Annotated in this window: 24 protein-coding genes; 4 read left to right on the top strand and 20 right to left on the bottom strand. The window is 71.1% G+C overall.

The features are described from left to right. Window positions 1–51: 51 nt before the first annotated feature. Complete coding sequence (gene cspE, locus BJ998_RS06680; protein WP_116175123.1) at window positions 52–255, top strand: transcription antiterminator/RNA stability regulator CspE; 204 nt, start codon at window positions 52–54, stop codon at window positions 253–255. A gap of 133 nt (window positions 256–388) precedes the next feature. On the opposite strand, the gene BJ998_RS06675 is transcribed toward cspE, so the two are convergent. The 7 genes from BJ998_RS06675 to BJ998_RS06645 form a co-directional block, all read right to left on the bottom strand. After that, window positions 389–1,177 carry an IclR family transcriptional regulator domain-containing protein gene (locus BJ998_RS06675; RefSeq protein WP_184859452.1) on the bottom strand — a complete coding sequence of 263 codons (789 nt, stop codon included), beginning with the start codon at window positions 1,175–1,177 and terminating at the stop codon, window positions 389–391. Further along, window positions 1,174–2,256, bottom strand: a complete 1,083-nt coding sequence (pcaDC, locus tag BJ998_RS47165; protein WP_446684994.1) for a bifunctional 3-oxoadipate enol-lactonase/4-carboxymuconolactone decarboxylase PcaDC — start codon at window positions 2,254–2,256, stop codon at window positions 1,174–1,176. The genes BJ998_RS06675 and pcaDC overlap by 4 nt, the downstream gene beginning before the upstream one ends. Before the next feature lie 7 nt (window positions 2,257–2,263). Further along, window positions 2,264–2,818: a protocatechuate 3,4-dioxygenase subunit alpha gene (gene pcaG, locus BJ998_RS06665; protein WP_184859450.1), complete on the bottom strand. Its 555-nt coding sequence runs from the start codon at window positions 2,816–2,818 to the stop codon at window positions 2,264–2,266. 73 nt (window positions 2,819–2,891) lie between these two features. After that, entirely contained in the window at window positions 2,892–3,605 is a 714-nt protein-coding gene (gene pcaH, locus BJ998_RS06660; protein ID WP_312889965.1) for a protocatechuate 3,4-dioxygenase subunit beta, read from the bottom strand. A gap of 11 nt (window positions 3,606–3,616) precedes the next feature. Continuing rightward, window positions 3,617–4,798: a thiolase family protein gene (locus tag BJ998_RS06655; RefSeq protein ID WP_184859446.1), complete on the bottom strand. Its 1,182-nt coding sequence runs from the start codon at window positions 4,796–4,798 to the stop codon at window positions 3,617–3,619. Further along, window positions 4,795–5,523 (bottom strand): CoA-transferase subunit beta, encoded by a 729-nt coding sequence (locus BJ998_RS06650; protein ID WP_184868480.1) that lies wholly within the window; start codon window positions 5,521–5,523, stop codon window positions 4,795–4,797. The genes BJ998_RS06655 and BJ998_RS06650 overlap by 4 nt, the downstream gene beginning before the upstream one ends. Before the next feature lie 85 nt (window positions 5,524–5,608). Continuing rightward, complete coding sequence (locus tag BJ998_RS06645; protein ID WP_184859444.1) at window positions 5,609–6,406, bottom strand: CoA transferase subunit A; 798 nt, start codon at window positions 6,404–6,406, stop codon at window positions 5,609–5,611. Window positions 6,407–6,552: 146 nt separating this feature from the next. Here BJ998_RS06645 and BJ998_RS06640 point away from each other — a divergent pair, with 146 nt between their 5' ends. Further along, the gene (locus tag BJ998_RS06640; RefSeq protein ID WP_184859442.1) at window positions 6,553–7,335 is read left to right on the top strand and encodes an ESX secretion-associated protein EspG; all 783 of its coding nucleotides are present in this window, start codon (window positions 6,553–6,555) and stop codon (window positions 7,333–7,335) included. Between the two features lie 157 nt (window positions 7,336–7,492). Next, window positions 7,493–9,742, top strand: a complete 2,250-nt coding sequence (locus BJ998_RS06635; protein WP_184859440.1) for an alpha-galactosidase — start codon at window positions 7,493–7,495, stop codon at window positions 9,740–9,742. Window positions 9,743–10,033: 291 nt separating this feature from the next. Here the strand turns inward: BJ998_RS06635 and BJ998_RS06630 are convergent, their stop codons facing one another. From BJ998_RS06630 to BJ998_RS06580, 11 genes are all read right to left on the bottom strand, one after another. Then, the gene (locus BJ998_RS06630) at window positions 10,034–10,855 is read right to left on the bottom strand and encodes a MerR family transcriptional regulator (protein ID WP_184859438.1); all 822 of its coding nucleotides are present in this window, start codon (window positions 10,853–10,855) and stop codon (window positions 10,034–10,036) included. Between the two features lie 21 nt (window positions 10,856–10,876). Next, a complete protein-coding gene (locus BJ998_RS06625) occupies window positions 10,877–11,674 on the bottom strand; it encodes an enoyl-CoA hydratase (RefSeq protein WP_184859436.1) in 798 nt (265 codons plus the stop codon). 41 nt (window positions 11,675–11,715) lie between these two features. After that, entirely contained in the window at window positions 11,716–12,102 is a 387-nt protein-coding gene (locus BJ998_RS49060; RefSeq protein ID WP_184859434.1) for a DUF5684 domain-containing protein, read from the bottom strand. A 100-nt stretch (window positions 12,103–12,202) separates the two neighbouring features. Next, window positions 12,203–12,655, bottom strand: a complete 453-nt coding sequence (locus BJ998_RS06615; protein ID WP_184859432.1) for a MaoC family dehydratase — start codon at window positions 12,653–12,655, stop codon at window positions 12,203–12,205. Between the two features lie 21 nt (window positions 12,656–12,676). Continuing rightward, complete coding sequence (locus BJ998_RS06610; RefSeq protein WP_184859430.1) at window positions 12,677–13,768, bottom strand: acyl-CoA dehydrogenase family protein; 1,092 nt, start codon at window positions 13,766–13,768, stop codon at window positions 12,677–12,679. Next, window positions 13,765–14,937 (bottom strand): acyl-CoA dehydrogenase family protein, encoded by a 1,173-nt coding sequence (locus BJ998_RS06605; RefSeq protein ID WP_184859428.1) that lies wholly within the window; start codon window positions 14,935–14,937, stop codon window positions 13,765–13,767. Before BJ998_RS06605 ends, BJ998_RS06610 begins: the two co-directional genes overlap by 4 nt. Beyond that, window positions 14,930–15,691 (bottom strand): 3-oxoacyl-ACP reductase FabG, encoded by a 762-nt coding sequence (gene fabG, locus BJ998_RS06600; RefSeq protein ID WP_184859426.1) that lies wholly within the window; start codon window positions 15,689–15,691, stop codon window positions 14,930–14,932. The genes BJ998_RS06605 and fabG overlap by 8 nt, the downstream gene beginning before the upstream one ends. A 163-nt stretch (window positions 15,692–15,854) precedes the next feature. After that, entirely contained in the window at window positions 15,855–17,681 is a 1,827-nt protein-coding gene (locus BJ998_RS06595) for an FAD/NAD(P)-binding protein (protein WP_312889963.1), read from the bottom strand. 319 nt (window positions 17,682–18,000) lie between these two features. After that, window positions 18,001–18,348: a hypothetical protein gene (locus tag BJ998_RS06590; protein ID WP_184859424.1), complete on the bottom strand. Its 348-nt coding sequence runs from the start codon at window positions 18,346–18,348 to the stop codon at window positions 18,001–18,003. 24 nt (window positions 18,349–18,372) lie between these two features. After that, on the bottom strand, window positions 18,373–19,155 hold the full coding sequence (locus tag BJ998_RS06585) for a slipin family protein (protein WP_221337899.1): 783 nt from the start codon (window positions 19,153–19,155) through the stop codon (window positions 18,373–18,375). A 30-nt stretch (window positions 19,156–19,185) separates the two neighbouring features. Further along, on the bottom strand, window positions 19,186–20,133 hold the full coding sequence (locus BJ998_RS06580; protein ID WP_312889962.1) for an alpha/beta fold hydrolase: 948 nt from the start codon (window positions 20,131–20,133) through the stop codon (window positions 19,186–19,188). Window positions 20,134–20,277: 144 nt separating this feature from the next. On the opposite strand from BJ998_RS06580, the gene BJ998_RS06575 reads away from it, so the two are divergent. Beyond that, window positions 20,278–21,048: a crotonase/enoyl-CoA hydratase family protein gene (locus BJ998_RS06575; RefSeq protein ID WP_184859422.1), complete on the top strand. Its 771-nt coding sequence runs from the start codon at window positions 20,278–20,280 to the stop codon at window positions 21,046–21,048. Here the strand turns inward: BJ998_RS06575 and BJ998_RS06570 are convergent. Then, window positions 21,035–21,679, bottom strand: coding sequence for a rhomboid family intramembrane serine protease (locus BJ998_RS06570; RefSeq protein ID WP_376775847.1), 645 nt, complete (start codon window positions 21,677–21,679; stop codon window positions 21,035–21,037). The genes BJ998_RS06575 and BJ998_RS06570 overlap by 14 nt on opposite strands. A gap of 22 nt (window positions 21,680–21,701) precedes the next feature. Continuing rightward, entirely contained in the window at window positions 21,702–23,177 is a 1,476-nt protein-coding gene (locus BJ998_RS06565) for a glycoside hydrolase family 3 protein (protein ID WP_312889960.1), read from the bottom strand.

The following is a 23,177-nucleotide window of genomic DNA, read 5'->3' as shown; positions in this document are numbered from 1 at the left end:
GTACCGTCGTGGTTGCGGCGAGACGTAGTACCTGTTTGAGGAGATAGATCAGTGGCTCAGGGCACCGTCAAGTGGTTCAACTCGGAGAAGGGCTTCGGCTTCATCGCCCCTTCCGATGGTGGCGCTGACGTTTTCGTGCACTACTCGGAGATCCAGGGCAACGGCTTCCGTACCCTGGAGGAGAACCAGAAGGTCGAGTTCGAGGTCGGGCAGGGCCAGAAGGGCCCGCAGGCCATGGGCGTGCGTGCGATCTGAGATCGGCTGACCAGGTTCGGCTGAGCGAGGCCCGTCACCTTCGGTGGCGGGCCTTTCGTGTTGTTTCGGTTGTTTCAACCGGCATTCCGGGCGCGCCATTCCATCGAACGGACGCGCCCGTTCCGCCGAATCCTCAGCGGCGACTGCCGCGCAGATCGTGTTCGATGGCCGCGGCGGCGGTGCGCAGATGCGGCAACAGTTCCTCGCGGATGCTGTCGGAACTGCCGCGGCTGGCGTGCGCCGACACGTTCACCGCGGCCACCACGGCACCGTCCGGATCGTGGACGGGCACCGCGATCGACCGCAGCCCCTCCTCCAACTCCTGGTCGACCAGGGCCCAGCCCTGGTCGCGGACCTGGTCGAGAATCGCGCGCAGCAGCCGTTCCTCGACCGTCGTGTACCGGGTCAGCGGCCGCAGGTCGGCCTTGGCCAGGTACTCGTCCAGCCAGTCGTCGGGCTGCGCGGCCAGCAGCACCCGGCCCATCGAGGTGGCGTAGGCCGGGAACCGGGTGCCGACCGCGATGGTCACGGTCATGATCCGCTTCGTCGGCACGCGGGCCACGTACACGACGTCCTCGCCGTCCAGCACGGACACCGAGCTGGACTCGTGCACCTGGGACACCAGGGTTTCCAGGTGCGGCTGCGCCACCTCGGGCAGGCCCATGCTGGACAGGTAGGCGTAGCCCAGCTCCAGGATGCGCGGCCGCAGCGCGAACAGCCGGCCGTCGGTGCGCATGTAGCCCAGTTCGACCAGGGTGTGCAGGAACCGGCGGGCGGCGGCCCGGGTGAGTCCGGTGCTGCGGGCGACGTCGCTGAGCGTCAGCTCGTCGTGCTCGGCGTCGAAGGCGCGGATCACCGCCAGTCCCCGCTCAAGGGACTGGACGAACGCGCTGCCTCGCGGTGTTGGCTCGGTGTCGGTCATGGTGTGTCCAGGGTAGACAGCACCCGGTCGGCGATCCGGAACGCCCGGTTCGCCGTGGGCACGCCGGCGTAGACCGCGACCTGAAGCAGCACCTCCTTGATCTCCTCGACGGTCATCCCGTTGCGCAGCGCGGCCCGCACGTGCATCGCCAGCTCCTCCTCGTGCTGCAGGGTGGCGAGCATGGCCAGCGTGATCGCGCTGCGGGTGCGCCGGTCCAGGCCGGGCCGGGTCCAGATGTCGCCCCACGCGTAGCGGCTGATGAAGTCCTGGAAGTCGGCGGTGAACGGGGTGGTCGCCGCCTGCGCGCGGTCCACGTGGGCGTCGCCCAGCACCTGCCGGCGCACCGAGGTGAAGTGCTCCACCAGCAACGGAGTCACCACATCGGGTGATTCCAGCGGGGCGAAGTGCGCCCCCGGCACGATGGCCAGCCGTGCGCCGGGGATGGCGTCGGCGATGGCCTGCCCGTGCTCGACCGGCGTCGCCCGGTCCGCGTCGCCGGCCACCACCAGCGTCGGCGCCGCGATCGACGGCAGCGCGTCCCGCAGGTCCAGCTCCGCCAGGGCGTCGCAGCACGCCGCGTAGCCCTCGCCGTCCATCCCGGACAGCATGTCGACCAGCCAGGACCGGTCGCCGTAGTCGGCGGTGACCCAGCGGTCCACCACCTGCTCGGCGATCGACGCCGTGCCGCCGGCCCGCACCGCCGCCGCCCGCTCCCGCCACGCCGACGGCGTGCCGAAGTACGCCGTCGTGCAGCACACCGCCAGCCGGTCGATGCGGTCGGGCGCGTTGGCCGCCAACCACAGGCCGACCATGCCGCCCAGCGACAGCCCCAGGTAGTGGGCCCGGTCCACACCGGCCTCGTCGAGCAGACTCAGCGCCCGCTCGCCCAATTTGTCGATGGTGTCGAGCCCCGGCACCGCCGCCGCGTCACCGTGTCCGGGGTGGTCGATCAGCAGCAGGCGCAGCTTCTCGCCGAGCGCGGGCAGCTGTTCCCGCCACATCCGGGCATCGGCGCCGAGCGAGTTGCCGACGACCAGCACCGGCCCGTCGGGGGCACCGGCCCACCGGTAGTCCGTCACGAGTCCCTCACAGCTCGAAGAAGACGGTTTCCCCGTCGCCCTGGAGGCGGATGTCGAAATGGAGCTCGTCGCCCACCCGCTCGGCGATGAGAGTGTGCCGCAGCTCGGCCGGCACGGCGGCGAGCACGGGGTCGGTGGCGTTGGCCTGCTCCTCGTCCGGCCAGTAGATGCGGGTGACGAGTCGCTGCAGCAGGCCGCGGGCGAGCACGGTGACGTCGATGTGCGGGGCCTCGGCGCCGCCGTCGGGGGTGGGCAGCGCGCCGGGTTTGACGGTGCGGAGCCAGAACCGGCCCTCGGCGTCGGTGGCGGACCGGCCGAAGCCGCGGAAGCCCTCGTCGACGGCGCCGCGCGGGTCGTCGGGGTGGTCGAAGCGGCCGGTGGGGCTGGCCTGCCAGGTCTCGATCATGGCGTCGGGCACGGGGTCGCCGGCGCCGTCGTAGACCGTGCCACGGATGACCACAGCGCCGGGCGTGCCCTCGGCGACCACCTCGGGGCCGTCGGGCCAGGGCAGTCCGTTCGGCAGCGCGAAGAACGGGCCGACCGTCTGGGAGGGGGTGGTCACAGCCCCACCTCGCTGGCGCTCGGCGACTCTGCGACCAAGGCCGCTGTGCTGAATGGTGCCCTCGCAAGCTCGGTCACTCGTCTTCCTCCTCGTCCTCGAACACCGACGCGTCGCTGCCCCGCAGCACGATGTCGAACTTGTACGACAGCGCCCACTCCGGCTGGGTGGTCTCCAGGTCGAACCGGGAGATCAGGCGCTGCCGGGCCTTCTCGTCGCGCACCGAGTTGAAGATCGGGTCGAACGGGAACAGCGGGTCGCCGGGGAAGTACATCTGGGTGATCAGCCGCTGCGTGAAGGACCGGCCGAACAGGGAGAAGTGGATGTGCGCGGGCCGCCAGGCGTTGTCGTGGTTGCGCCACGGGTAGGCGCCGGGCTTGATCGTGACGAACCGGTAGTTGCCCTGGGCGTCGGTGACGCACCGGCCGACGCCGCTGAAGTTGGGGTCCAGCGGCGCGTCGTGCCGGTCCCGGTCGTGCGCGTACCGCCCGGCCGAGTTGGCCTGCCACACCTCGACGAGCGTGTTCGGCACCGGCCGGCTGTTGGCGTCCAGCACCCGCCCGCTGACGATGATCCGCTCGCCCAGCGGCTCGCCGATGTGCTGCCGGGTCAGGTCGTGGTCGAGCTCGCCGACCCGGTCCAGGCCCAGCAGCGGCCCGGTGACCTCGGTGAGGTGCTGCGGGATGAGCTGCAGCGGCCGGTGCGGGGCGCGCAGCACGCTGGACCGGTAGGGCTCGCTGGAGTTGGGCGGGTGCGACTCGGTGTCGGGCGCGTAGTGCGGAAGTTTCACCGGCTTCTCCTTCACGCTTCGAGGACGACGGCCAGGCCCTGGCCGACGCCGATGCAGATGGCGGCCAGCCCCCACCCGCCGCCGCGGCGGTGCAGCTCCCACGCCAGCGAGCCGAGGATGCGCGCCCCGGAGCAGCCGAGCGGGTGGCCGATGGCGATGGCGCCGCCGTTGGGGTTGACGATGGCCGGGTCGAGTTCGGGCCACAGCGACAGGCAGGCCAGCGACTGGGCGGCGAAGGCCTCGTTGAGCTCGACCACGCTCAGGTCGGACCAGCCGATGCCGGCCCGGGCCAGCGCCCGGTGCGCGGCCTCGACCGGGCCGATGCCGAAGAACTGCGGCTCCACGGCGTGCACGGCGCGGGCGGCGATGCGGGCCAGCGGCCGGCCGCCGAACGAGTCGATGCCGGCCTGGTCGGCGACGATGAGCGCGGCGGCGCCGTCGTTGAGCGGGGACGCGTTGCCGCCGGTGATGGTGCCGTCCGGACGGAACGCCGGCTTGAGCTTGGCCAGCTTCTCGACGGAGGTGTCGGGGCGGATGTTCTCGTCCCGCTCCAGCGGCGCCCCCGGCACCTGCACGATCTCGTCCGCGAACACGCCCTTCTCCCAGGCGGCCGCGGCCTTGTGGTGGCTGGCCTCGGCGAACACGTCCTGCGCCGCGCGGCCGATGCCGTACTTCTCGGCCAGGATCTCGGTGGCCTCGCCCAGGCTGACGGTCCACTGGTCGGGCATGGCCGGGTTGACCATGCGCCAGCCCAGGGTGGTGGAGTGCAGCGTCTCGTGCGCGCGGTCGAAGGCGTGGTCGGGCTTGGGCAGCACCCACGGGGCCCGGGTCATCGACTCCACGCCGCCGGCCACGCAGATCGAGGCGTCGCCGACCGCGACCGCCCGGGACGCACCGATCACGGCCTCCATGCCGGACCCGCACAGCCGGTTGACCGTGCTGCCCGGCACCGATGTGGGCAGCCCGGCCAACAGAGTCGCCATCCGGGCCACGTCCCGGTTGTCCTCGCCGGCCCCGTTGGCGTCGCCGAGCACCACGTCGTCGATGCGGGTCGGGTCGAGGTTGCCGTTGCGCTCCAGCAACGACTTCAGCGTGCTCGCGGCCAGGTCGTCCGGGCGGACCTTGGCCAGTCCGCCCGCGTACTTGCCGATCGGGGTGCGGACGGCGTCCGCGATGAACACGTCGGTGGTCATGACGCCGCCTTCAGGGCACGCAGCACGGACAGCTCCTCCTCGGTCGGCGCCGCCGACCGGCTCAGGTCGGGGGAGACCGCGAGATCCCACCCGGTGGCGGCCTTCACGTCGGCCAGCTCGACCCCCGGGTGCAGGTGGGTGAGCACGAACTCGCAGGTCTGCGGATCCGGTTGCAGCACACCGAGATCGGTGATGATCCGGCGCGGGCCGCCGCCGCGCAGGCCGAGCGCCTCCCGCTCACCGGGACCGCGGCCGAAGCCGAACGAGGTGACGAAGTCGACCCGGTCCACGAAGGCCCGCTGGCTCTGCCGCACCACCACGACGACCTCCTTGCAGGAGGCCGCGATCTCCGGCGCGCCGCCCGCGCCGGGCAGCCGCACCTTGGGGTTGCGGTAGTCGCCGCCGATCACGGTGGTGTTGATGTTGCCGTACCTGTCGATCTGGGCGGCGCCGAGGAAGCCGACGTCGATCCGGCCCGGCTGCAGCCAGTAGTTGAACACCTCGGGCACGCCGATCACCGCGTCCGCGGTCTCGGCCAGGATGCCGTCCCCGATGGACAGCGGCAGCCGGTCCGGCTTCGCGCCCAGCGTGCCCGACTCGTACACCAGCACCAGGCCGGGGGCGTGGGTGCGGCGGGCCAGGTTGGCGGCGGTGCTGGGCAGGCCGATGCCCACGAAGCAGACGACGCCGTCGGCCAGCGCCCGCGCCGCGGCGACGGTCATCATCTCGTCGGCGGTGTAGCTCACGCTGCCTCCTTCGTCGGCAGCGCGAGCAGCGTCCCTGTGTTCAATGGTTCGCTCGCAAGCTCGCTCACTTCAGGTCCTCCAGCCAGCGCGTGAACTCGTCCCGGTCCCGGCTGATCTCGTCCCACTCCTGATAGAAGTCGTTGTCCCGCACGGAATACCCGGCGGCGTAGGAGGGGTGCGAGCCGCCCGGCACGGCGGCGACGTGGCCGACCGCCCAGGACGGCAGCACGACCGCGCCGGGCACCGGCTCCAGCTCGTCGACGATCTCCTCGACGGTGACCAGCGATCGGGTGGCGGCCAGCACCGCCTCCTTCTGCACGCCGGTGATGCCCCACAGCTGCACGTTGCCCTGGCTGTCGGCGCGTTGCGCGTGAATGACCGCGGAGTCCAGCTGCAGCGCCGGCACCGCGGTCAGCACCTCGCCGGTGAACGGGCAGGTGATCGGCTTGATGTTGTCGGTCTGCGCCGGCAGGTCGGTGCCGCGGTAGCCGCGCAGCACCGCGAACGGCAGCCCGGACGCGGCGGCGACGTAGCGGTTGGCCATGCCGGCGTGGCTGTGCTCCTCCAGCTCCAGCGGCGCCGGCCAGTCGTGCTGCACGGCGTCGCGGAACCGGTGCAGCGAGCCGACGCCCGGGTTGCCGCCCCAGGAGAACACCAGCTTGCGCGCGCAGCCGGCGCCGATGAGCTGGTCGTAGAGCACGTCCGGGGTCATCCTGACCAGCGTGAGGTTCCGGATCCGCTGCCGGATCACCTCGTGCCCCGCGGCGAACGGGATGAGGTGCGTGAAGCCCTCGAACGCCACCGTGTCGCCGTCGTGGACGACCGCCGCCACCCCCTCCGCGAGGGTCCCGATCCGAGCCATCTCCGCCCTCCGGATAACTGGTCCTGGATGTTCGTAATGCGCACATCGGTTCTCTCTCCGAACATACTGCGGCGCGGGCGGGGGAGTCAATGTGAGTCGCCCGTTCCACCCGTGTGGGGGCGCGAGGTGCGGTAACTTGAGGGTCGATGTCACCGATCGTCACTGTCTCGCTGGCCGCGTTCGACATCCTCTGGGAGGAGCTGCGGCTCGGGTCGACGCCGTATCCGTTCCAGATCCCCAGCTACGGGGAGACCTATGAGGAGCGGTCGCGTATCCGCGCCGCCGTGCACGCCGATCTCGAGGAGCGCGGCGTGACCGAGCGGGGGCGGGTGGCGCAGCCGATCGCGGCGGCGATGGCGCTGGTGGCGCGCCCGCACATCCAGCTGGACACCATCTCCACGGTCGACGTGCGCGACGCGTCGTCGTCGATGCTGCGCGCGGCCGCGGCGGCGCGGGGGCGCGACGCCGTGCTGATGGTCCAGGAAGGACAGATGGTCCGGCTGGAGTGGACGCGGGACACGGCGCTGGCGGCGAGCATCATCAGCCTGCTGCCGCCGACGAAAGCCGGCCCGGGACAGGAGATCTCGCTGCCGGCGAGCCTGGTGGGCGGCGAGGGCCGGCACGCGGTGCCGCAGCCGGTGGCCGTCACGCGGCGCACGGCGGCGTCGGTGTCGAAGGACCAGCAGAAGGCGTTGGCGACCATGCTGGAGCCGGAGGTGTTGCGGCTCGGGCAGATCGGCGTCGGCCTGTACGACGAGCGCGGCCGGGTGCGCCGGCTGCCCGGCATGAGCTGGTTCGACAACGCGGCCGGGCGGTACTACAGCGTCGTCGCGCGTGGCCGCGACGGCCAGGACTGGGCGACGGTCTCGCCGGGCGACGGCTCCCGCATGGTGTACCGCCTCGGCGAGATGATCCGTACCGCCCGCTGATTCTTCGGGCAACCAGGCCGGGACGGACTGTCGGCGGCCTTGCCCGCTCTTGACACCTGTCAGCGCGTTTGGTGAGCTCTGGCGAGTCGTGTTCGATTCCGTTCGGTTATGGGCGGAATCGTGCCGCTTTCACACCGGGGTGGAAGGAAGCCGACGCATGGCAAAACGTGTCCTGACCGCGGCGTTAGCCGGGCTGCTGATGATCACGGGTCTGGCCGTGACGGCCCCGACGGCCGCCGCCGACAGCGCGCCGACGGTGAAGCCGCCGATGGGCTGGAGCAGTTGGAGCTTCGTCCGCAAGAACCCGACCGCCGCGATCATCGAGGCGCAGGCCAAGGCCATGAAGGACAGTGGCCTGACCCGGCTCGGCTATCAGTACGTCAACATCGACGACTTCTGGTACCAGTGCCCCGGCGCCCAGGGGCCGAACGTGGACCAGTACGGCCGCTGGGTGATCGACTCGACCAAGTTCCCGGCGCAGGGCGCGAAGAGCGGCATCCAGGCCACCGCCGACTACGTGCACTCCCTCGGCCTGAAGTTCGGCCTGTACATGACACCCGGCATCGCCAAGCAGGCCGTCGAGCAGAACACCGCCATCGAGGGCACGCCCTATCACGCCGCCGACATCGCCACGTCGTACAACGAGGCCAACTACAACTGCGGCGGCATGGTCGGCATCGACTTCACCAAGCCCGGCGCGCAGGCGTTCATCGACGGCTGGGCCAAGCAGTTCGCGTCCTGGGGCGTGGACTACCTGAAGCTGGACGGCGTCGGCACGCAGGACATCCAGGACGTGCAGGCGTGGTCGGAGGCGCTGCGGAACACCGGCCGCAAGATCCACCTGGAGCTGTCCAACAACCTGGACATCAACAACGCCAAGGCGTGGCAGGACCTCGCCGACGGCTGGCGCACCGGCGGCGACGTGGAGTGCTACTGCGGCGCCAACGACTCGAGCTTCCCGCTGACCTCGTGGGCCTCGGTGGCCTCGCGCTTCGACCAGGTCGCCGACTGGGCCCCGTACGGCGGGCCGGCCGGGTTCAACGACTACGACTCGGTGGAGATCGGCAACGGCGCCAACAACGGCCTGACGCTGGATGAGCGCAAGACGCAGCTGAGCCTGTGGTCGCTGGCCGCGTCGCCGCTGTTCCTCGGCACGGACCTCACGCACCTGGACCCGACCGACCTTTCCTTGCTGCGCAACGAAGACGTGCTGGCGGTGGACCAGGACGGCATCGACGCCAAGCGGATCTCCGGCGACGCGGACACCCAGGTGTTCGCCAAGAAGGAGACGAACGGCGACGTGATCGTCGGCCTGTTCAACACCGCCGCCGCCCCGCGCGCCGTGTCGACCACTGCCGCCGCGCTGGGGCTGCCGCGGGCCGCCGACTACTCGCTGCAGGACCTGTGGAGCCGTGAGAAGACGGAGTCGACCGGCACGATCTCGGTTGACGTGCCGGCTCATGGCGTTGCCCTGTACCGGGTTCGCGCTCTGCACCACGTGGACCTCGGTGCGAAGCCGAACACCTCCGTGTCGCTGACGTGGGATGCGGCCGGGTCGGACAGCCTGAAGCGGACCGGCGTCCTGGAGTTCGTGGACAACGGCTCCACCCCGGTGCGCAACGTTTCCCTTGCGTTGAAGGCTTCTTCCGGCGCCTCGGTGACGCCGGCGTCGGTGCCGACGCGGCAGATCGTGTGGCCCGGCGAGAAGATCAGGGTTCCGTTCACGGTGGCGATTCCCGCGTCCGACAACCTGTTCACCACGACCTCGGTCAAAGCCACTGCTGATTTCCGGTATCTGGTGGGCGGTTCCGGTGAGCTCGCCGCCGCCGACTCCACGACCGTCAACCATCCCGTGACCGGTCCCTACCAGACGTTCGCCTCCACCACCGCGCAGTTCAGTCAGGTCGGTGACCGGCTCGGCATTCAGGCGCAGGGCGCGGACCTGTGGGGCAGCGTCAACGAGTACGGCGCGATGTACCTGCCCGGCAAGGAACACGACGGTTCCACCACGGTGGTGAAGATCGACTCCCAGTCCGACACCAATGTGTGGGCCAAGGCCGGCATCATGGTGCGCAACGACATCACCAACGCCAACGCCGGCGCCGGGCACGTGATCCTCGCCGAGACGCCGGGCAACGGCTTCCTGCTCGACTGGGACAGCGACGGCGACGGTCTGCTCGACCAGCAGGCCTCCGTTGCGTCGGCGGTCTACCCGGCGTGGCTGAAGCTTGTGCGGAGTGGGACGACGTTCAGCGGCTACTACTCCACCGATGGCACCACCTGGAACCTCGTCGGCACCGGCGACGTGCCTTCCGCCGCCGCGACGCAGGACGTCGGCGTGTACGCGATTTCCCACGCGCCGCGGACAACCGCCGAGGTGGACTTCTCGGGGTTCAGCACCAACTAGCGCGCCGTTGTTGCCACATGCGCTTCCCACTTGGCGTCTGAACGTGAGCGGGAAGCGCAGGTGGCGTCTCCGGGCTGCCGGAAACCGACATTCGGTGTGCCGGAGAGCGTGACTCGCGGGGGTTGGGGCCGGCGTTAATGGATCCCGTGAAAGATGTCGTCGGCCGTTCGGCCTAAACCGGGCGATGAGAGCGCTTCCAAGTGGAGCATTGCCGGAGTGTGCCAGGACGGACACACTCTGTGGAGTGACTGGTCGTGGTCACGTGGCGGCGGGCCACGACCAGCCACCCCTTCAGCCCCGGGTGACGGGGATCTGGAGCTCGGTGATCCACCCCTGCTGCTCGACGTTCGGCGGGCAGTGCAGGTACACCTCGCGGGCGTACTGCCCACCCCGGTAGCCGTTGTCGGTGAGCCAGCGGGCCAGCTCGTTGAAGGCGGTCCCGGACTCGGACATCGGACCGTGGTGCACGGCGGTGGCGGCCTCCGGCAGGCCGGGCAGGAAGGTGACCTGCAACTCGGTGTCCCCGGTGACCTCACCCGAGACCTGCACGGCGGCGTGCACCAGCACGCCGTCCGGAACGTCCTCGTAGTAAGCGATCCCGGGCCCGGAGACGGTCAGCCCGGACCGGGCCAGCTCGGCCTCCACGCGGGCGTACAGGGGCTGGATCACCGGCCCGATGTCCTCCGGCTCGTAGCTGGCGGCGAGCGCGGTCAGCTCGGCCACCCGAACCGGCGGAACCTTCTTGAGCACAACGTCGACCGACGGCATCTTGCCCTCCCTCTCGATGCTGCGGAGACGGGCCTCGACCTGGGCCAGCCGGGCACTGTCGGCGGCGACCTGGGCGGCGAGCTCGGCGCGGCGCAGCCGCAGCATGCCGTGCAGCTGCTCGACGCTGACGGTGTCGTCGAGCAGCTCGGCCACCTGGTGCAGGCTGAAGCCGAGCTTGCGCAGCGCGACGATCCGGTTGAGCCGAGGCAGCTGGTCGGCGGCGTACCACCGGTAGCCGGTGGCGTCGTCGACACGGGCGGGCGGCAGCAGCCCGATGCCGTCGTAGTGCCGCAACATGCGGACCGACACGAGCCCCAGCCGGGCGAAGTCTCCGATGCTGAACATGATGCGGTCAGGTCTACGAGCTCACACGGTGTCAGGGTCAAGCGGTCGGAACGCCGGCTGCCGGCGCTCCAGGTGGCTCCGCACGCCCTCGCGGAAGTCCTCGCCGCCGAACGAGGCCAGCATCAGCTCGACGGCTTCCCGCCGCGAGGAGTCCAAATCGGACTCGAGCGCCCGCAGAACCTGCCGCTTGATGATGGCCATCGACTGCGGGGAACAGTTCTCGGCGAGATCACGGGCGTACGCCAGAGCGGCCGGCAGCACCTCGTCGACGGGCAGGACATGGTCGACGAGACCGATCCGGCCGGCCTCCTCGCCGAGCAGGATTCGACTGGACAGCAACAGATCCATGGCCCGGCTGACGCCGACGAGCCGGGGCAGCTGCCAGGCGATGCCGTGCTCGGCGATCAGACCGCGCCGGGAGAAGGCGGTGGTGAACTTGGCGTCCGCGGCGGCGAACCGGACGTCGCAGTAGAGGGCGATGACGAGGCCGATGCCGGCGGTGGGGCCGTTGACGGCGGCGATCACCGGCTTGCGCAGGGACAGGGCGTAGGTGATGGGCTTGCCACTGGGATGGATGTCCGCCTCGGTGATGGCGGACGGGTCGACCGCGCCCAGGGCGGTCAGGTCGGCCCCGGCGCAGAAGCCGCGCCCGGCGCCGGTGACCACGATCGCCCGCACGGACGGATCGGAGTCGGCGGTGGCGAGCGCGCCGAAGAACTGTTCCTCCATCGCCGGCGTCCACGCGTTCAGCTTCTCCGGCCGGTTCAGGGTGAGCAGCAGCACCCCGTCGGTGTTCTCCGCCAGCACGACATCGGTCATCGCCCGATCCTACAAAGGAAACGGGCGATGACCGAGCGAACTCACGCGGCCCGCGGACCCTGGTACCGGGCGCTGCCGAAGCCCAGGATGGGGAAGCCGATGGGGCTGAAGATCCACAGGCCGATCACCGAGAAGCCGGTGCCCTTGCCGAAGTTGCGGCCCACGTCCAGCGAGACGATCAGGTGGATGACGATGTTGACCAGCGGGATGATGTAGAGGATCAGCCACCAGCCGGGCCGGCCCGCCACCTTCAGCAGCAGGTACAGGTTGTAGATCGGGATGATCGCGCCCCAGCCGGGGCGGCCGGCCTTCTCGAAGACCTTCCAGTACGCCGCGATCTCGAACACGATCACGGCGACGTAGACGAGGGCGAGGATGATCGCGACGGCCGGGCTGATGCCGCTGGATGCCGTCTGGTCGTAGTTCACTGCGCTGCTCCGGATGCTCCGACGGCGGGCCTGTCCCGCCGTCGGAGCACTGTCCCAGCCGGACGTGGACGCCGCCGCCGGAGTTTCCGATCCGTGACTTTTACGGCACCAACAGCGCCAGCGACTCGGCCACGCAGCCGGGCTTGTCCTCGCCCTCGATCTCCACGGTGATCTGCACCGTCACCTGCAGGCCCATCTTGTTCTCGGCGACGTCGAGCAGCCGGCCGTGGGCCCGGATCCGCTTGCCCACCAGCACCGGCTGCGGGAAGCGGACCTTGTTCAGCCCGTAGTTGACGGCCATCGACAGCCCGTCCACCCGCCACAGCTGGCCGGAGAACTTGGCCAGCATGCTCAGCGTCAGGTAGCCGTGCGCCACCGGACCGCCGAACGGACCCTTGGCGGCCTTCTCCAGGTCGACGTGGATCCACTGGTGGTCCTCGGTGGCGTCGGCGAACAGGTTGACCTGTTCCTGCGTCACCAGGTGCCAGTCGCTGCTGCCCAGCTCCTCACCCTTGGCGGCCTTCACCTCGTCGAGGCCGGCGAACACGCGCATCGCTCACTCCTTGTCTGGCGATCAGGCCGGCAGGTCGACGAGCGTGGCCAGCGCGTCGCGGTGCCGCTCGGGGGTGCCCAGCGCCAGCTCGGAGCTCTTGGCCCGGCCCAGGTACAGGTGCACCGGGTGCTCCCACGTCATGCCGATGCCGCCGTGCAGCTGCAGCGCCTCCTCGGCGGCGTGCACCGCCAGCTCGGAGCAGAACGACGCCGCCACGGCGACGGCAATGTCCACATCGGACCCCGTGGCCAGCGCGTCGGCCGCGGCCCGGGAGACGGCGACCGCGGAGGACACCGACGCCCACAGGTCGGCCAGCCGGTGCCGGAGTGCCTGGAACGAGCCGATGGGCCGGCCGAACTGGTGCCGCGTGCTGACGTACTCGGTGGTCGCGTCAAGGCACCACTGGGCCACGCCGAGCTGCTCGGACGCGAGCAGGCCGGCGCCGGTGGTGAGAGCGGTCCTCAAAGCCGTTGCGGCGTCTCCGCTGAGCTTGCGGGACTCCACACCCGCCAGCTCCAGCGTCGCGATGCGCCGGGTCAGGTCCAGCGGCGTGATCGGCGTGACGGTGACGCCCGCCGACGCCGTCGGCACGACGTGCAGCTCGGGACCGTCGGCGCCGATCGCCGGCACGACAACGACATCGGCGACCTCAAGGTCCACGACGCTGCCGACGCGGCCGGTGAGCTTGCCGTCCTCGACCCGAACCGAGGACGGGAAGTCCGCGTGCGGCGCGGTGGTCAGCGGCACCGCGAGGGTGCCGATCCGTTGCCCCGCAGCGAGTTCCGCCACGGTCTCGGTGTCGCCGGCAGCCAGCAGCGCGCTCGTGGCCAGTACGGCACTGCCCAGGAACGGGGTCGGCGTCACCGCGCGGCCCAGCTCCTCCAGCACGACAGCGACCTCACGGGCGGAAGCGCCGGCGCCGCCGAGATCCTCCGGCACGAGCAGGCCGGCCAGGCCCATCTCGGCGGCCAGGGTCCGCCACAGCTCCAGGTCGTAGGGCTTGTCGGTCTCCACCCGGGCCAACACCGACGTCCACGGCGACCGGTCGGTCAGCAGGTCGCGGACCGATGCGCGGAGGTCGTTCTCGACCTCGCTGTACAGCAGGTCGCTCATCGGGGCAGGTCCTTCCAGGGAATGTCGACGTCGGAGCGCGGCTCCTTGGGCAGCTGCAGGATGCGGTCGGCGATGATGTTGCGCAGGATCTCCGAGGTGCCGCCCTCGATGGAGTTGCCCTTCATCCGCAGGTAGCGGAAGCCGGCGTCGCGGCTGGCCCAGTCGGCGTCCTTGGGCCGGCGCATGGTCCAGTCGCTGTAGGCCAGGCCCTCCTCGCCGTGCAGCTCCACGTCCAGACCGGTGACGGCCTGGTTGAGCGTGGCGAAGGTGAGCTTGGCGGCCGAACCCTCCGGTCCGGGCTGGCCGGCGGCGAGGCCCTGGCGCAGCCGCTCCGCGGTCAGCCGCAGCGCCTCGGCGTCCACCCACAGCCGCAGCAGCCGGTCGTGCAGGCCGGGCGTGCGCAGCTCGGGGCGCTCCCGCCAGGTCTTGGCCACGGCCCCGATCAGGCCGTCCTCGCGCTCGGCGGCGTGCGCGCCGATGGTGACGCGCTCGTTCATCAGCGTGGTGGTGGCGACCTTCCAGCCCTCGCCCACCGCGCCCAGCCGGTGCGCGTCCGGGATCCGCACCCCGGACAGGAACACCTCGTTGAACTCGGCCTCGCCGGTGATCTGGCGCAGCGGCCGGACGTCCACACCCGGGTCGGTCATGTCGCAGACGAAGTAGCTCAGGCCCTGGTGCTTGGGCAGCGACGGGTCGGTCCGCGCGACCAGGATGGCCCAGCGGGCCACGTGCGCCATGGTCGTCCACACCTTCTGGCCGTCGACGATCCACTCGTCGCCGTCGCGCACCGCGCGGGTGGCCAGGGTGGCGAGGTCGGAGCCGGCGCCGGGCTCGCTGAACAGCTGGCACCACACCTCCTCGCCGGTGTACAGCGGGCGCAGGAAGCGCTGCTTCTGCTCGTCGGTGCCGAACTTGAGGATGGTCGGCGCGGCCATGCCGTAGCCGATCACCGGCGCGGCTGGGTTGGGCTGCGGCGCGTTCGCGGCCAGGAACGCCTCGTCCACGGCCTGCTGCGCGGACCGGGACGCGCCCAGGCCACCGAGGCCGACGGGGAAGTGCACCCAGGCCAGGCCGGCGTCGAAGCGCGCGCCCAGCCACTCGACGGGGTCCGCGCCCGCGGTCGGGTGCTCGGCGAGGAACTGCTCGACCTTGGCGACAAGGTCAGTCACGGGGGCCTCCGGCGACGTAGATGACCTGGCCGGACACGAAGCCGGCGCCCTCGCTGACCAGGAAGGAGACGGTGTGCGCGATGTCCTCGGGCACGCCGACGCGGGCCACCGGGATCTGCTGCGCCGCCATCGTCTTGAAGTCCTCGAAGTCCACGCCCAGCCGCTCGGCGGTGGCCGCGGTCATGTCGGTGGCGATGAAGCCGGGGGCGATGGCGTTCGCGGTGACGTTGAACTTGCCCAGCTCGATGGCCAGGGTCTTGGTGAAGCCCTGCAGGCCGGCCTTGGCCGCCGAGTAGTTGACCTGGCCGCGGTTGCCCAGCGCCGAGGTGCTGGACAGGTTGACGATCCGGCCCCACTTGGCCTCGGTCATGTGCTTCTGCACCGCGCGGGTCATCAGGAACGAGCCGCGCAGGTGCACGTTCATCACGGTGTCCCAGTCGGCCTCGGACATCTTGAAGATCAGGTTGTCCTTGGTGACGCCGGCGTTGTTGACCAGGACCGTCGGCGCGCCCAGTTCGGCCGCCACCCGGTCCACCGCGGCCTGCACCTGCTCGGCGTCGCTGACGTCCGCGCCGACGCCGATCGCCCGGCCACCGGCCTCGACGATGGTGTCGACGGTCTGCTTGGTGGCGGACTCGTCGAGGTCGAGCACGGCGACGGCGAAGCCGTCGGCGGCCAGCCGCACCGCGGTGGCGGCGCCGATTCCCCGGGCTGCTCCGGTCACGATGGCGACCCGTTGGCTCGTCTCCGGCACGTGCTCCTCCTTGAGCTGGTCGGCGGGTGTGTGCCGCGAGCATACCGACCAGGCGGTATGTCGACCAGTAGAGCCGCGTCACGCCCCCGGGCTGTCAAGCCCCTGACGCTCGGAACGGACCATTCCTCAACTCGGAGTTTAGGAATGGTCCGTTCCGAGCGGATCAGACCAGGCGGAGGGTGGCCAGGAGGGCCCGGGCGGTGGCGTCGTTCTGGCGGAAGGCCGGGGCGTTGGTGCGCGGACGGGCGAATGCCGCCACGGCGCGTTCGGTGGAGTACGCCCCGAGGGCGAAGCGCCGGGGATGTGGCAGCCCAGCGGCGGTGATCATGCGACCGTCGGGGGAGATGCGCAGCAGGCCGGTGCGCACGGAGTAGTCGCCGTCGACGAGCATCTCCTCCAGGCCGTCCAGGGTCCGCAGCAACGCGGAGCCGCTCTCCCGCACCGACGGGCTCGGTTGGTACGCCTCGACCAGGGCGGTGGCGGTGACAACCCCCGGCGAAGTGCCGCCGCCGGCCCGGAAGACGCCGTCCTCGGCACGGACCCACATGTCGGCTCCGAGGAAGCGGACGATGCCGGCCTCGGACAGGGCCAGCAGCTGGCGGAGCCGGTCGTCGGGCGGGCCGCTGGCCATGAAGCTGAAGAAGCCCCGCCACCAGCCGTCGAGGTCCCGCACCTGCGACTCCGGCCGCAGCGACGTGAGCCGCTGGAGCTGGCCGTAGCAGGACAGCAGCCCGAAGAACGCGCCGAGGTCGGCGCTGAACCGGTCGTCGGTGCGGCGGGCGATGTCGGCGGCGATGTAGTCGCGGAGCCGGGCCTGCAACTCGTCCTCGCCGACGGACAGTCCCCGCAGCGGGTGGTCCAGCGCCTCGAAGTCGATCCGGTCGTCGGGCGACGGGACGGCCCGCTGGATCAGCGAGTCGAGGATCGGGCTGCCCCACGGCAGCGGCGAGAACCAGCGGTCGAAGTCGACCCAGTCCATCCGCACCCGCTCGGGATGCCCGTTGAACAGCTCGTGGTAGTACGCCCAGGCAGCTTCCTTGGCCACCAGCGGCCACACGTCGGTGCGGAAGTCGCAGCCTTGCGGCAGCGCGTCGATGACGTCGGGCGTGACGAACCGCGGCAGCGGCGGGCGGCCGCCGAGCAGCCGGTAGTTGGTCTTCGAGTGGTACGGCACGCCACGCCGCGACCCCACGTGCAGCACGGGTTCCAGACCCGACGGCTCGTACCGCAGGGAACCGGGGGAGTCCTCGACGAACCGGCCGCCGCGCCCCTCGGTCGTCAGCACCATCAGGTCGATGAATGACAGCCCGAATCCGCGCATCACAACGTGTTCGCCGGGCTGGATCACGGAAAGGTCGGTGTCGGCGGCGTATTCCGGCGGGATGTACCGCAAGTTGTTGTCGGCGGCGTACTTCGCCAACTCCCGGTGCGCCGCACTGGGCTCCGTGTCAAGATGCCCGAGCGTCAGCACGACAACGTCCGCGGCCAACGTCTCACCGTCGGCCAGCGGGATGAGCTGCCGGCCGTCGGGGCCCTCGGTGACGCTCAGCGCGGTCGTCGGGTGCACGGTCACCGTGACGGTGTCCGGCAGCTGCTTGACGACGGTGTCGAAAACCCATTCCAGGTAACGACTCTGAAGCTGCCGGGTGGGAAAGCTGTTTGCTCGCAACGCTCGCACCTGTTCGGTGAGCGCCTCATCGTCCAGGCCGCCGGCGCGGACCTGCTCAGCCCACTCGTACAGCGACGGCCCCGGCCGGATCGGGCCCTCGCACACCACGCTCTCGTCGGTGAACATCGTGACGTCCTCGGCCATCGAGTTCATCCGCAGCAGCGGCGACTGCGCGTGCCGCCACACCCGGCCGGCCCCGGGCGGATGCGGGTCGACGAGGTGGATGTCCAACGCCTGCGGGAACTCCGGCAGGTTGGCGGCGATCCGTTCGAGCAGGCCCGTGGCGCGCGGCCCGGCTCCGACGAACACCAGCGTGGTCACGAATCCAGCGTAGCCAGCGTGATCGGCCCGTCTCAGCTGCTGGGAAGTCCGCCGCCGGACGGGGAATTCCGCTGCACTGGCGGCGTGAAGTTCGTCCACACCAAGCCGTCCGACCCGGCGGCGCAGCCGCTGTTCCGCGAGCTGGAGGCCGCCCGGCGCGGCTACACGCGAATCCGGCTCACGACCGGACCGCGCCAGCCCGAGGCACGCGGCCTGTACCTACGGACCGGCTACCGGCCGCTGTTCGACGTGACCGCCGACCCGGAGACGCTGGGCGGGCCACTGCCGTTCGAGAAGGCGTTGCGACACCCCGGAAAGATCAACCGGCCGGGACGGCGGCCTCCACGGGCGCGGGGTCGCGCCGGGCGGGAATCACCAGCGCGCGGCGGGTCGCCGTGGCCCGCAACACGTGCTGCCCGGCCACGAGCAGCATCCGCGCCTCGGCGAATTCCTCGTGGTCGGCGTGGTCCACCGCGGCGCGCAGCAGGCTCGGCGCGTCGCCGAGGCCGACGACCTCGCCGAAGGCGCAGGCCGTGAGGGCCGCAGACAGGCCGGGGCAGACCCGGTCCGGCTCCGGCTTGGCGGAGAGCAGTTCGGTCAGGGTGGCGTCCACCGCGCTACGCAGGCCCGCGACCGGATCGAGGGATCGAGCTGGGAATGCCGTCACGGCAACCAATGGTAGTCCCGCCTTTCAAGTGCCGCCGTTCGCCGAGCGGTACTCCGTCGCACGGTCGAGGAAGCGCAACAGTTCCACCGGGAACGGCAGCACCAGAGTCGAGTTCTTCTCGGCGGCCACCTCGACCACCGTCTCCAACAGCCGGAGCTGCAGCGCCGCCGGCGTGTCCGCCATGGTCGAGGCGGCCTCCGCCAGCTTGTGCGACGCCTGCAGCTCGCCGTCCGCGGAGATGACGCGGGCCCGCCGCTCCCGCTCCGCCTCGGCCTGACGTGACATCGATCGCTTCATCGCCTCCGGCAGCGCGACGTCCTTGATCTCCACCCGGTCGATGTGCACGCCCCAGCCCAGCGCGGGGCTGTCGATCATGAGCTCCAGCCCCTGGTTGAGCCGTTCCCGGTTGGACAGCAGGTCGTCCAGCTCGCTCTTGCCGATGATGGAGCGCAGCGAGGTCTGCGCCACCTGCGACACCGCGAACTGGTAGTCCTGCACCTCGACGATCGCCCTGACCGGGTCCACCACGGAGAAGTAGACGACCGCGTCCACCCGGACGGTGACGTTGTCCCGGGTGATGCCGTCCTGCGCCGGCACGGGCATACAGATGATCTGCGTGCTCACCTTGCGCATCCGGTCCAGCACCGGCGCCAGCAGGGTGAGGCCGGGGCCGCGCGGGGCGTCGCGCACCCGGCCCAGCCGGAACACCACGCCCCGCTCGTACTGCTTGACGACCCGCGCGCTGCTCACCAGCCCGACGATGCCGATGCCGAGCAGGCTGACCAGCGCAGCGAGGACGATGCCCATCAGAACTGCAGGCTACGCCCGGACATCGATTCAGAGTCCCTTGAGGAATTCCACCAGCGCCGCGTTGACCTCATCCGGACGCTCCTGCTGCGTCCAGTGGCCGCAGCCGTCCAGGTCCAGCACGCCGCGCAGGTTCGGCACGAGCTCCGGCAGCTTCTCGATGAAGCCGGGGGCGCCGAAGGTGCGGACGATGTCCCTCGTGCCGGTGATGTAGTACGCGGGCGGCGTGATCTGGGCGTCGGCCCAGGCCGCGGTCAGCTCCCAGTTCCGGTCGATGTTGCGGTACCAGTTCAGGCCGCCGGTGAAGCCGTTGCGCCGGTACTGCTCGGCGAACGCGTCGATGTCGGCCTCGGTCAGCCAGGACGGCAGCGTCTCCGGGTACGGCATCGTGTCCAGGAAGCCCTTCGCGCCGTCCGGCACGACCGGGGCCGCGCCCGCGCCGTCACCGGAGGCGGCGACCAGGAAGCGGCGGAACGTGTCCTTCAGGTCGGCGCCCAGCTCGGCGTCGGCGACGCCCGGCTCCTGGAAGTAGATCTGGTAGAAGCCCTTGCCGAAGCGCTGTTCCAGCAGGCCGAGCGGCTTGGCCGGGGCGCGGCGCGTCGGCGGCACGCTCAGGCCGGCGACGCCGCGGATGATGTCCGGCCGCAGCAGCGCGGTGTTCCAGGCGACGGGCGCGCCCCAGTCGTGCCCGATGACGACGGCCTCGCGCTCGCCGAGGGCGTGGATCAGGCCGATCACGTCGCCGACCAGGTGCAGCAGCGTGTATTCGCCGACGGAGTCCGGCCGGTCCGTGCCGGCGTAGCCGCGCTGGTCCGGGGCGACGACGTGGAAGCCGGCGTCGGCCAGCGGCTGGAACTGGTGCCGCCAGGAGTACCAGCTCTCGGGGAAGCCGTGCAGCAGCAGGACCAGCGGCCCCGTGCCCTGCTCGGCGATGTGCATCTGGATGCCGTTGACCGTTACTTCGCGATGGTTGACCACCCGGCCAGTATGCCGACGCCGACCGGGCGTACGGCCCGCGGTCGTGACGCTTCCCACCCACTTTTGCGCTCGGGCTTGCGGCGCGAGTCCGTCTCGGGTTCAGTAGTGAGTCTCAAAGTGCAACTCAGCCACCCGGGAGTTCCCATGTCGGTCACCGTCGAACGTCGCGAGCACCTGCTGCTGATCGGGCTGGACCGGGTGGACAAGCGCAACTCGTTCACCACGGACATGGTCGCCGAGCTGGCGGCGGCCTACGGCGAGCTGGAGCGCGACTCCGACGCGTGGGTGGGGGTCCTGTTCGCGCACGGCGACCACTTCACCACCGGCTTCGATCTCGCCCAGGTCGCGCCGACGCTGAACGCCGGCGGGCTGACCTTCGCCGAGGGTTCCCTCGACCCGTGGGGCGTGTCCGGTCCCGTACGCACGAAGCCGCTGGTCGCCGCGGCCCAGGGCTGGTGCCTGACGCTGGGCATCGAGCTGCTGCTCGCCGCCGACGTGCGGGTGGCGGCCGAGGACACCCGGTTCGGGCAGATCGAGATCCAGCGCGGCATCTACCCGTTCGGCGGGGCGACCGTGCGAATGCCGCAGGCCGCCGGCTGGGGCAACGCCATGCGATGGCTGCTCACCGGCGACGAGTTCGACGCCGCCGAGGCGTACCGGATCGGGCTGGTGCAGGAGGTCGTGCCGGCCGGCCGGCAGGTCGACCGGGCCATCGAGCTGGCCGGCCGGATCGCCGCCCAGGCCCCGCTCGGCGTGCGGGCCACCCTGGCCTCGGCCCGTGCCGGCCTGGACGATCCTTCCGGCGCCCTGTCGCGGCTCTCCGCCGACCTGCAGCCGCTGCTGACCAGCGCCGACGCCGCCGAGGGCGTCCGGTCGTTCGTCGAGCGGCGCAAGGCCGTGTTCACGGGGAAGTAGTCGGCGTGTCCGGCAACGTCAGGCTCGGCGTGGCGGGGACCGCCGTCCTCGGCCGGCGTTCGCGGAAGATCCAGCCGCCCAGGATGCCCGCGACGAAGCCGAACAGGTGGCCCTGCCAGCTGACGCCCGGCGTGCCCGGCACGATCACCGAGAACTGGTAGGCGAAGGACAGCGCCATCACCACGCCGATGACGATGTCGATGCCGTGCCGGTCGAACAGGCCGCGCACCATGATGTAGCCGAAGTAGCCGAACACCACGCCGCTCGCCCCGGCCGTCACCGAGCCCGGCGCCGACGTCAGCCACGCGCCCAGGCCGCTGACGACGATGATCAGCACCGTCACGCTGACGAACTTCCGCACGCCCCGGAACGCCGCCAGGAAGCCGAAGATGAACAGCGGCCCCGAGTTGCCCTCGATATGGTCCCAGCCGTAGTGCAGGAACGGGGCCGTGAACACCTCCGGCAGCGACAGCGGGTTCCACGCCTGCACGCCGAACTCGTAGCTCAGGTGGTAACCGAGCAGCGCGTTGACCACCTGTATCGCCCAGATCACGGCCAGCGCCGTCACCATCACCCAGAACGCCCGCCGCGCCTCGGCCAACACCGCCTCGGCACTCATCTGCTCGGCCACGGCCGGAGAATAGCCCGGGTGGTCAGCCGGCCAGCACCTCGGCGGCCGCCTGGCCGGTGACCCGGGTGGCGCCGTGCGTGGCGAGGTGGAACGCCCCGCGCGTGGGACCGTCCGGCAACCCCATCTCCACCACGCCGGCGTCGGGCCGGACCGCCAACACCCGGTCCAGGGCGTTGCTCATCCACGCATGCCGGTGCGCGTCCCGAACCACCAGCACGAGCGGTCGGCCGGCGGCCGGTTCGAGGTCGACCTCGGCATCGGCCGGGGTGAACACCGCCACGGTCGTCCCGGGCATCAAAACCGACAGGGGAGCGCCGAGGCCCCACGGCGTGGAGCTGTCGACGGCCTGGTTCATCTGCGGCCGGAACTCGACGACGTGCGGGGCGGCGGACAGCGGCAGCGACCGCTCGCCGGGGGCCACCGTCACGCGGATGGCCCGCCGAGCGGCCTCCAGGCCGATGGCCGGATCCGCAGGCGAATCATCCGTCACGGTGCCGACCCACGACGCCAACGAGGCGACCCGACCGGCGGCCTCCCGCAACCGGGCCTCCGGCAGCTCACCGGAGGCGACGGCGTCGACGAGGGCGTCCCGCAACGCCGTGGCGGTCTCCTCGTCGCACAGCCCGCCGCCGACGCACAGCGCGTCGGCACCGGCGGCGATGGCCAGCACGGCTGCCCCGGTGAGCCCCCACCGGTCGGACACGGCCTTCATCTCCAACGCGTCGGTGACGAGCAACCCGTCGAAGCCCAGCTCCGTGCGCAGCAGGTCGACCAGGATCCGGCGCGACAGCGTGGCCGGGAACTCGGTGTCGTAGGCGGGAACCATCAGGTGTCCGCACATCACCGACTTCACGCCGGCCTCGAACGCGGCACGGAACGGCGGCAGCGCGACGCGAGCCATCTCCTCGGCGGAGGCGGTGATCTCGGGCAGCGCGAGGTGCGAGTCGACGCCGGTGTCGCCGTGCCCGGGGAAGTGCTTGACGCACGCGGCGACGCCGGCGGCCTGCAGCCCACGGATCCACGCGGCGGTCTGCCGGGCCACCAGGGACGGGTCGGCGCCGAACGACCGGACGCCGATGACCGGGTTGTCGGGGTTGGAGTTGACGTCGCCGCTCGGCGCGTAGTCGAGGTTGACGCCGACGGCGGCGAGGTCCTGGCCGAGGCCGCGGGCCAACTCCGCCGTGAGCTGCGTGTCGTCGACGACGCCGAGGGCGAGGTTGCCGGGCCGGCTGCTGCCGGTGGCGGCCTCCAGCCGGGTCACGTCGCCGGCCTCCTCGTCGATGGCGACGAGCACGTCCGGCCGGTGCTCCCGCAGCGTCGCGGTCAGGGCGGCGACCTGCTCGACGGAGGCGATGTTGCGGGAGAACAGCACGACACCGCCGAGGCCATCGTCCAGCCGGCGACGCAGCCAGTCCGGCGGGGTCGTGCCGGCGAAGCCGGGCTGCAGCACGGCGTCGGCAAGGCGGAGCAGTTCCGGGCTGCGCTGCGCGATCGTCAC

Source organism: Kutzneria kofuensis (assembly GCF_014203355.1).
GTDB classification, from domain to species: Bacteria; Actinomycetota; Actinomycetes; order Mycobacteriales; family Pseudonocardiaceae; genus Kutzneria; species Kutzneria kofuensis.
This window is presented reverse-complemented; position numbering and strand designations above follow the sequence as displayed.

Coding starts and splice junctions, on each gene's coding strand:
- BJ998_RS06675 (WP_184859452.1), bottom strand. CDS start 1,177: ATGACCGACACCGAGCCAACACCGCGAGGCAGCGCGTTCGTCCAGTCC.
- BJ998_RS06655 (WP_184859446.1), bottom strand. CDS start 4,798: ATGACCACCGACGTGTTCATCGCGGACGCCGTCCGCACCCCGATCGGC.
- BJ998_RS06650 (WP_184868480.1), bottom strand. CDS start 5,523: ATGATGACCGTCGCCGCGGCGCGGGCGCTGGCCGACGGCGTCGTCTGC.
- BJ998_RS06645 (WP_184859444.1), bottom strand. CDS start 6,406: ATGGCTCGGATCGGGACCCTCGCGGAGGGGGTGGCGGCGGTCGTCCAC.
- BJ998_RS06640 (WP_184859442.1), top strand. CDS start 6,553: ATGTCACCGATCGTCACTGTCTCGCTGGCCGCGTTCGACATCCTCTGG.
- BJ998_RS06635 (WP_184859440.1), top strand. CDS start 7,493: ATGGCAAAACGTGTCCTGACCGCGGCGTTAGCCGGGCTGCTGATGATC.
- BJ998_RS06630 (WP_184859438.1), bottom strand. CDS start 10,855: ATGTTCAGCATCGGAGACTTCGCCCGGCTGGGGCTCGTGTCGGTCCGC.
- BJ998_RS06625 (WP_184859436.1), bottom strand. CDS start 11,674: ATGACCGATGTCGTGCTGGCGGAGAACACCGACGGGGTGCTGCTGCTC.
- BJ998_RS06615 (WP_184859432.1), bottom strand. CDS start 12,655: ATGCGCGTGTTCGCCGGCCTCGACGAGGTGAAGGCCGCCAAGGGTGAG.
- BJ998_RS06610 (WP_184859430.1), bottom strand. CDS start 13,768: ATGAGCGACCTGCTGTACAGCGAGGTCGAGAACGACCTCCGCGCATCG.
- BJ998_RS06585 (WP_221337899.1), bottom strand. CDS start 19,155: ATGGGCATCGTCCTCGCTGCGCTGGTCAGCCTGCTCGGCATCGGCATC.
- BJ998_RS06575 (WP_184859422.1), top strand. CDS start 20,278: ATGTCGGTCACCGTCGAACGTCGCGAGCACCTGCTGCTGATCGGGCTG.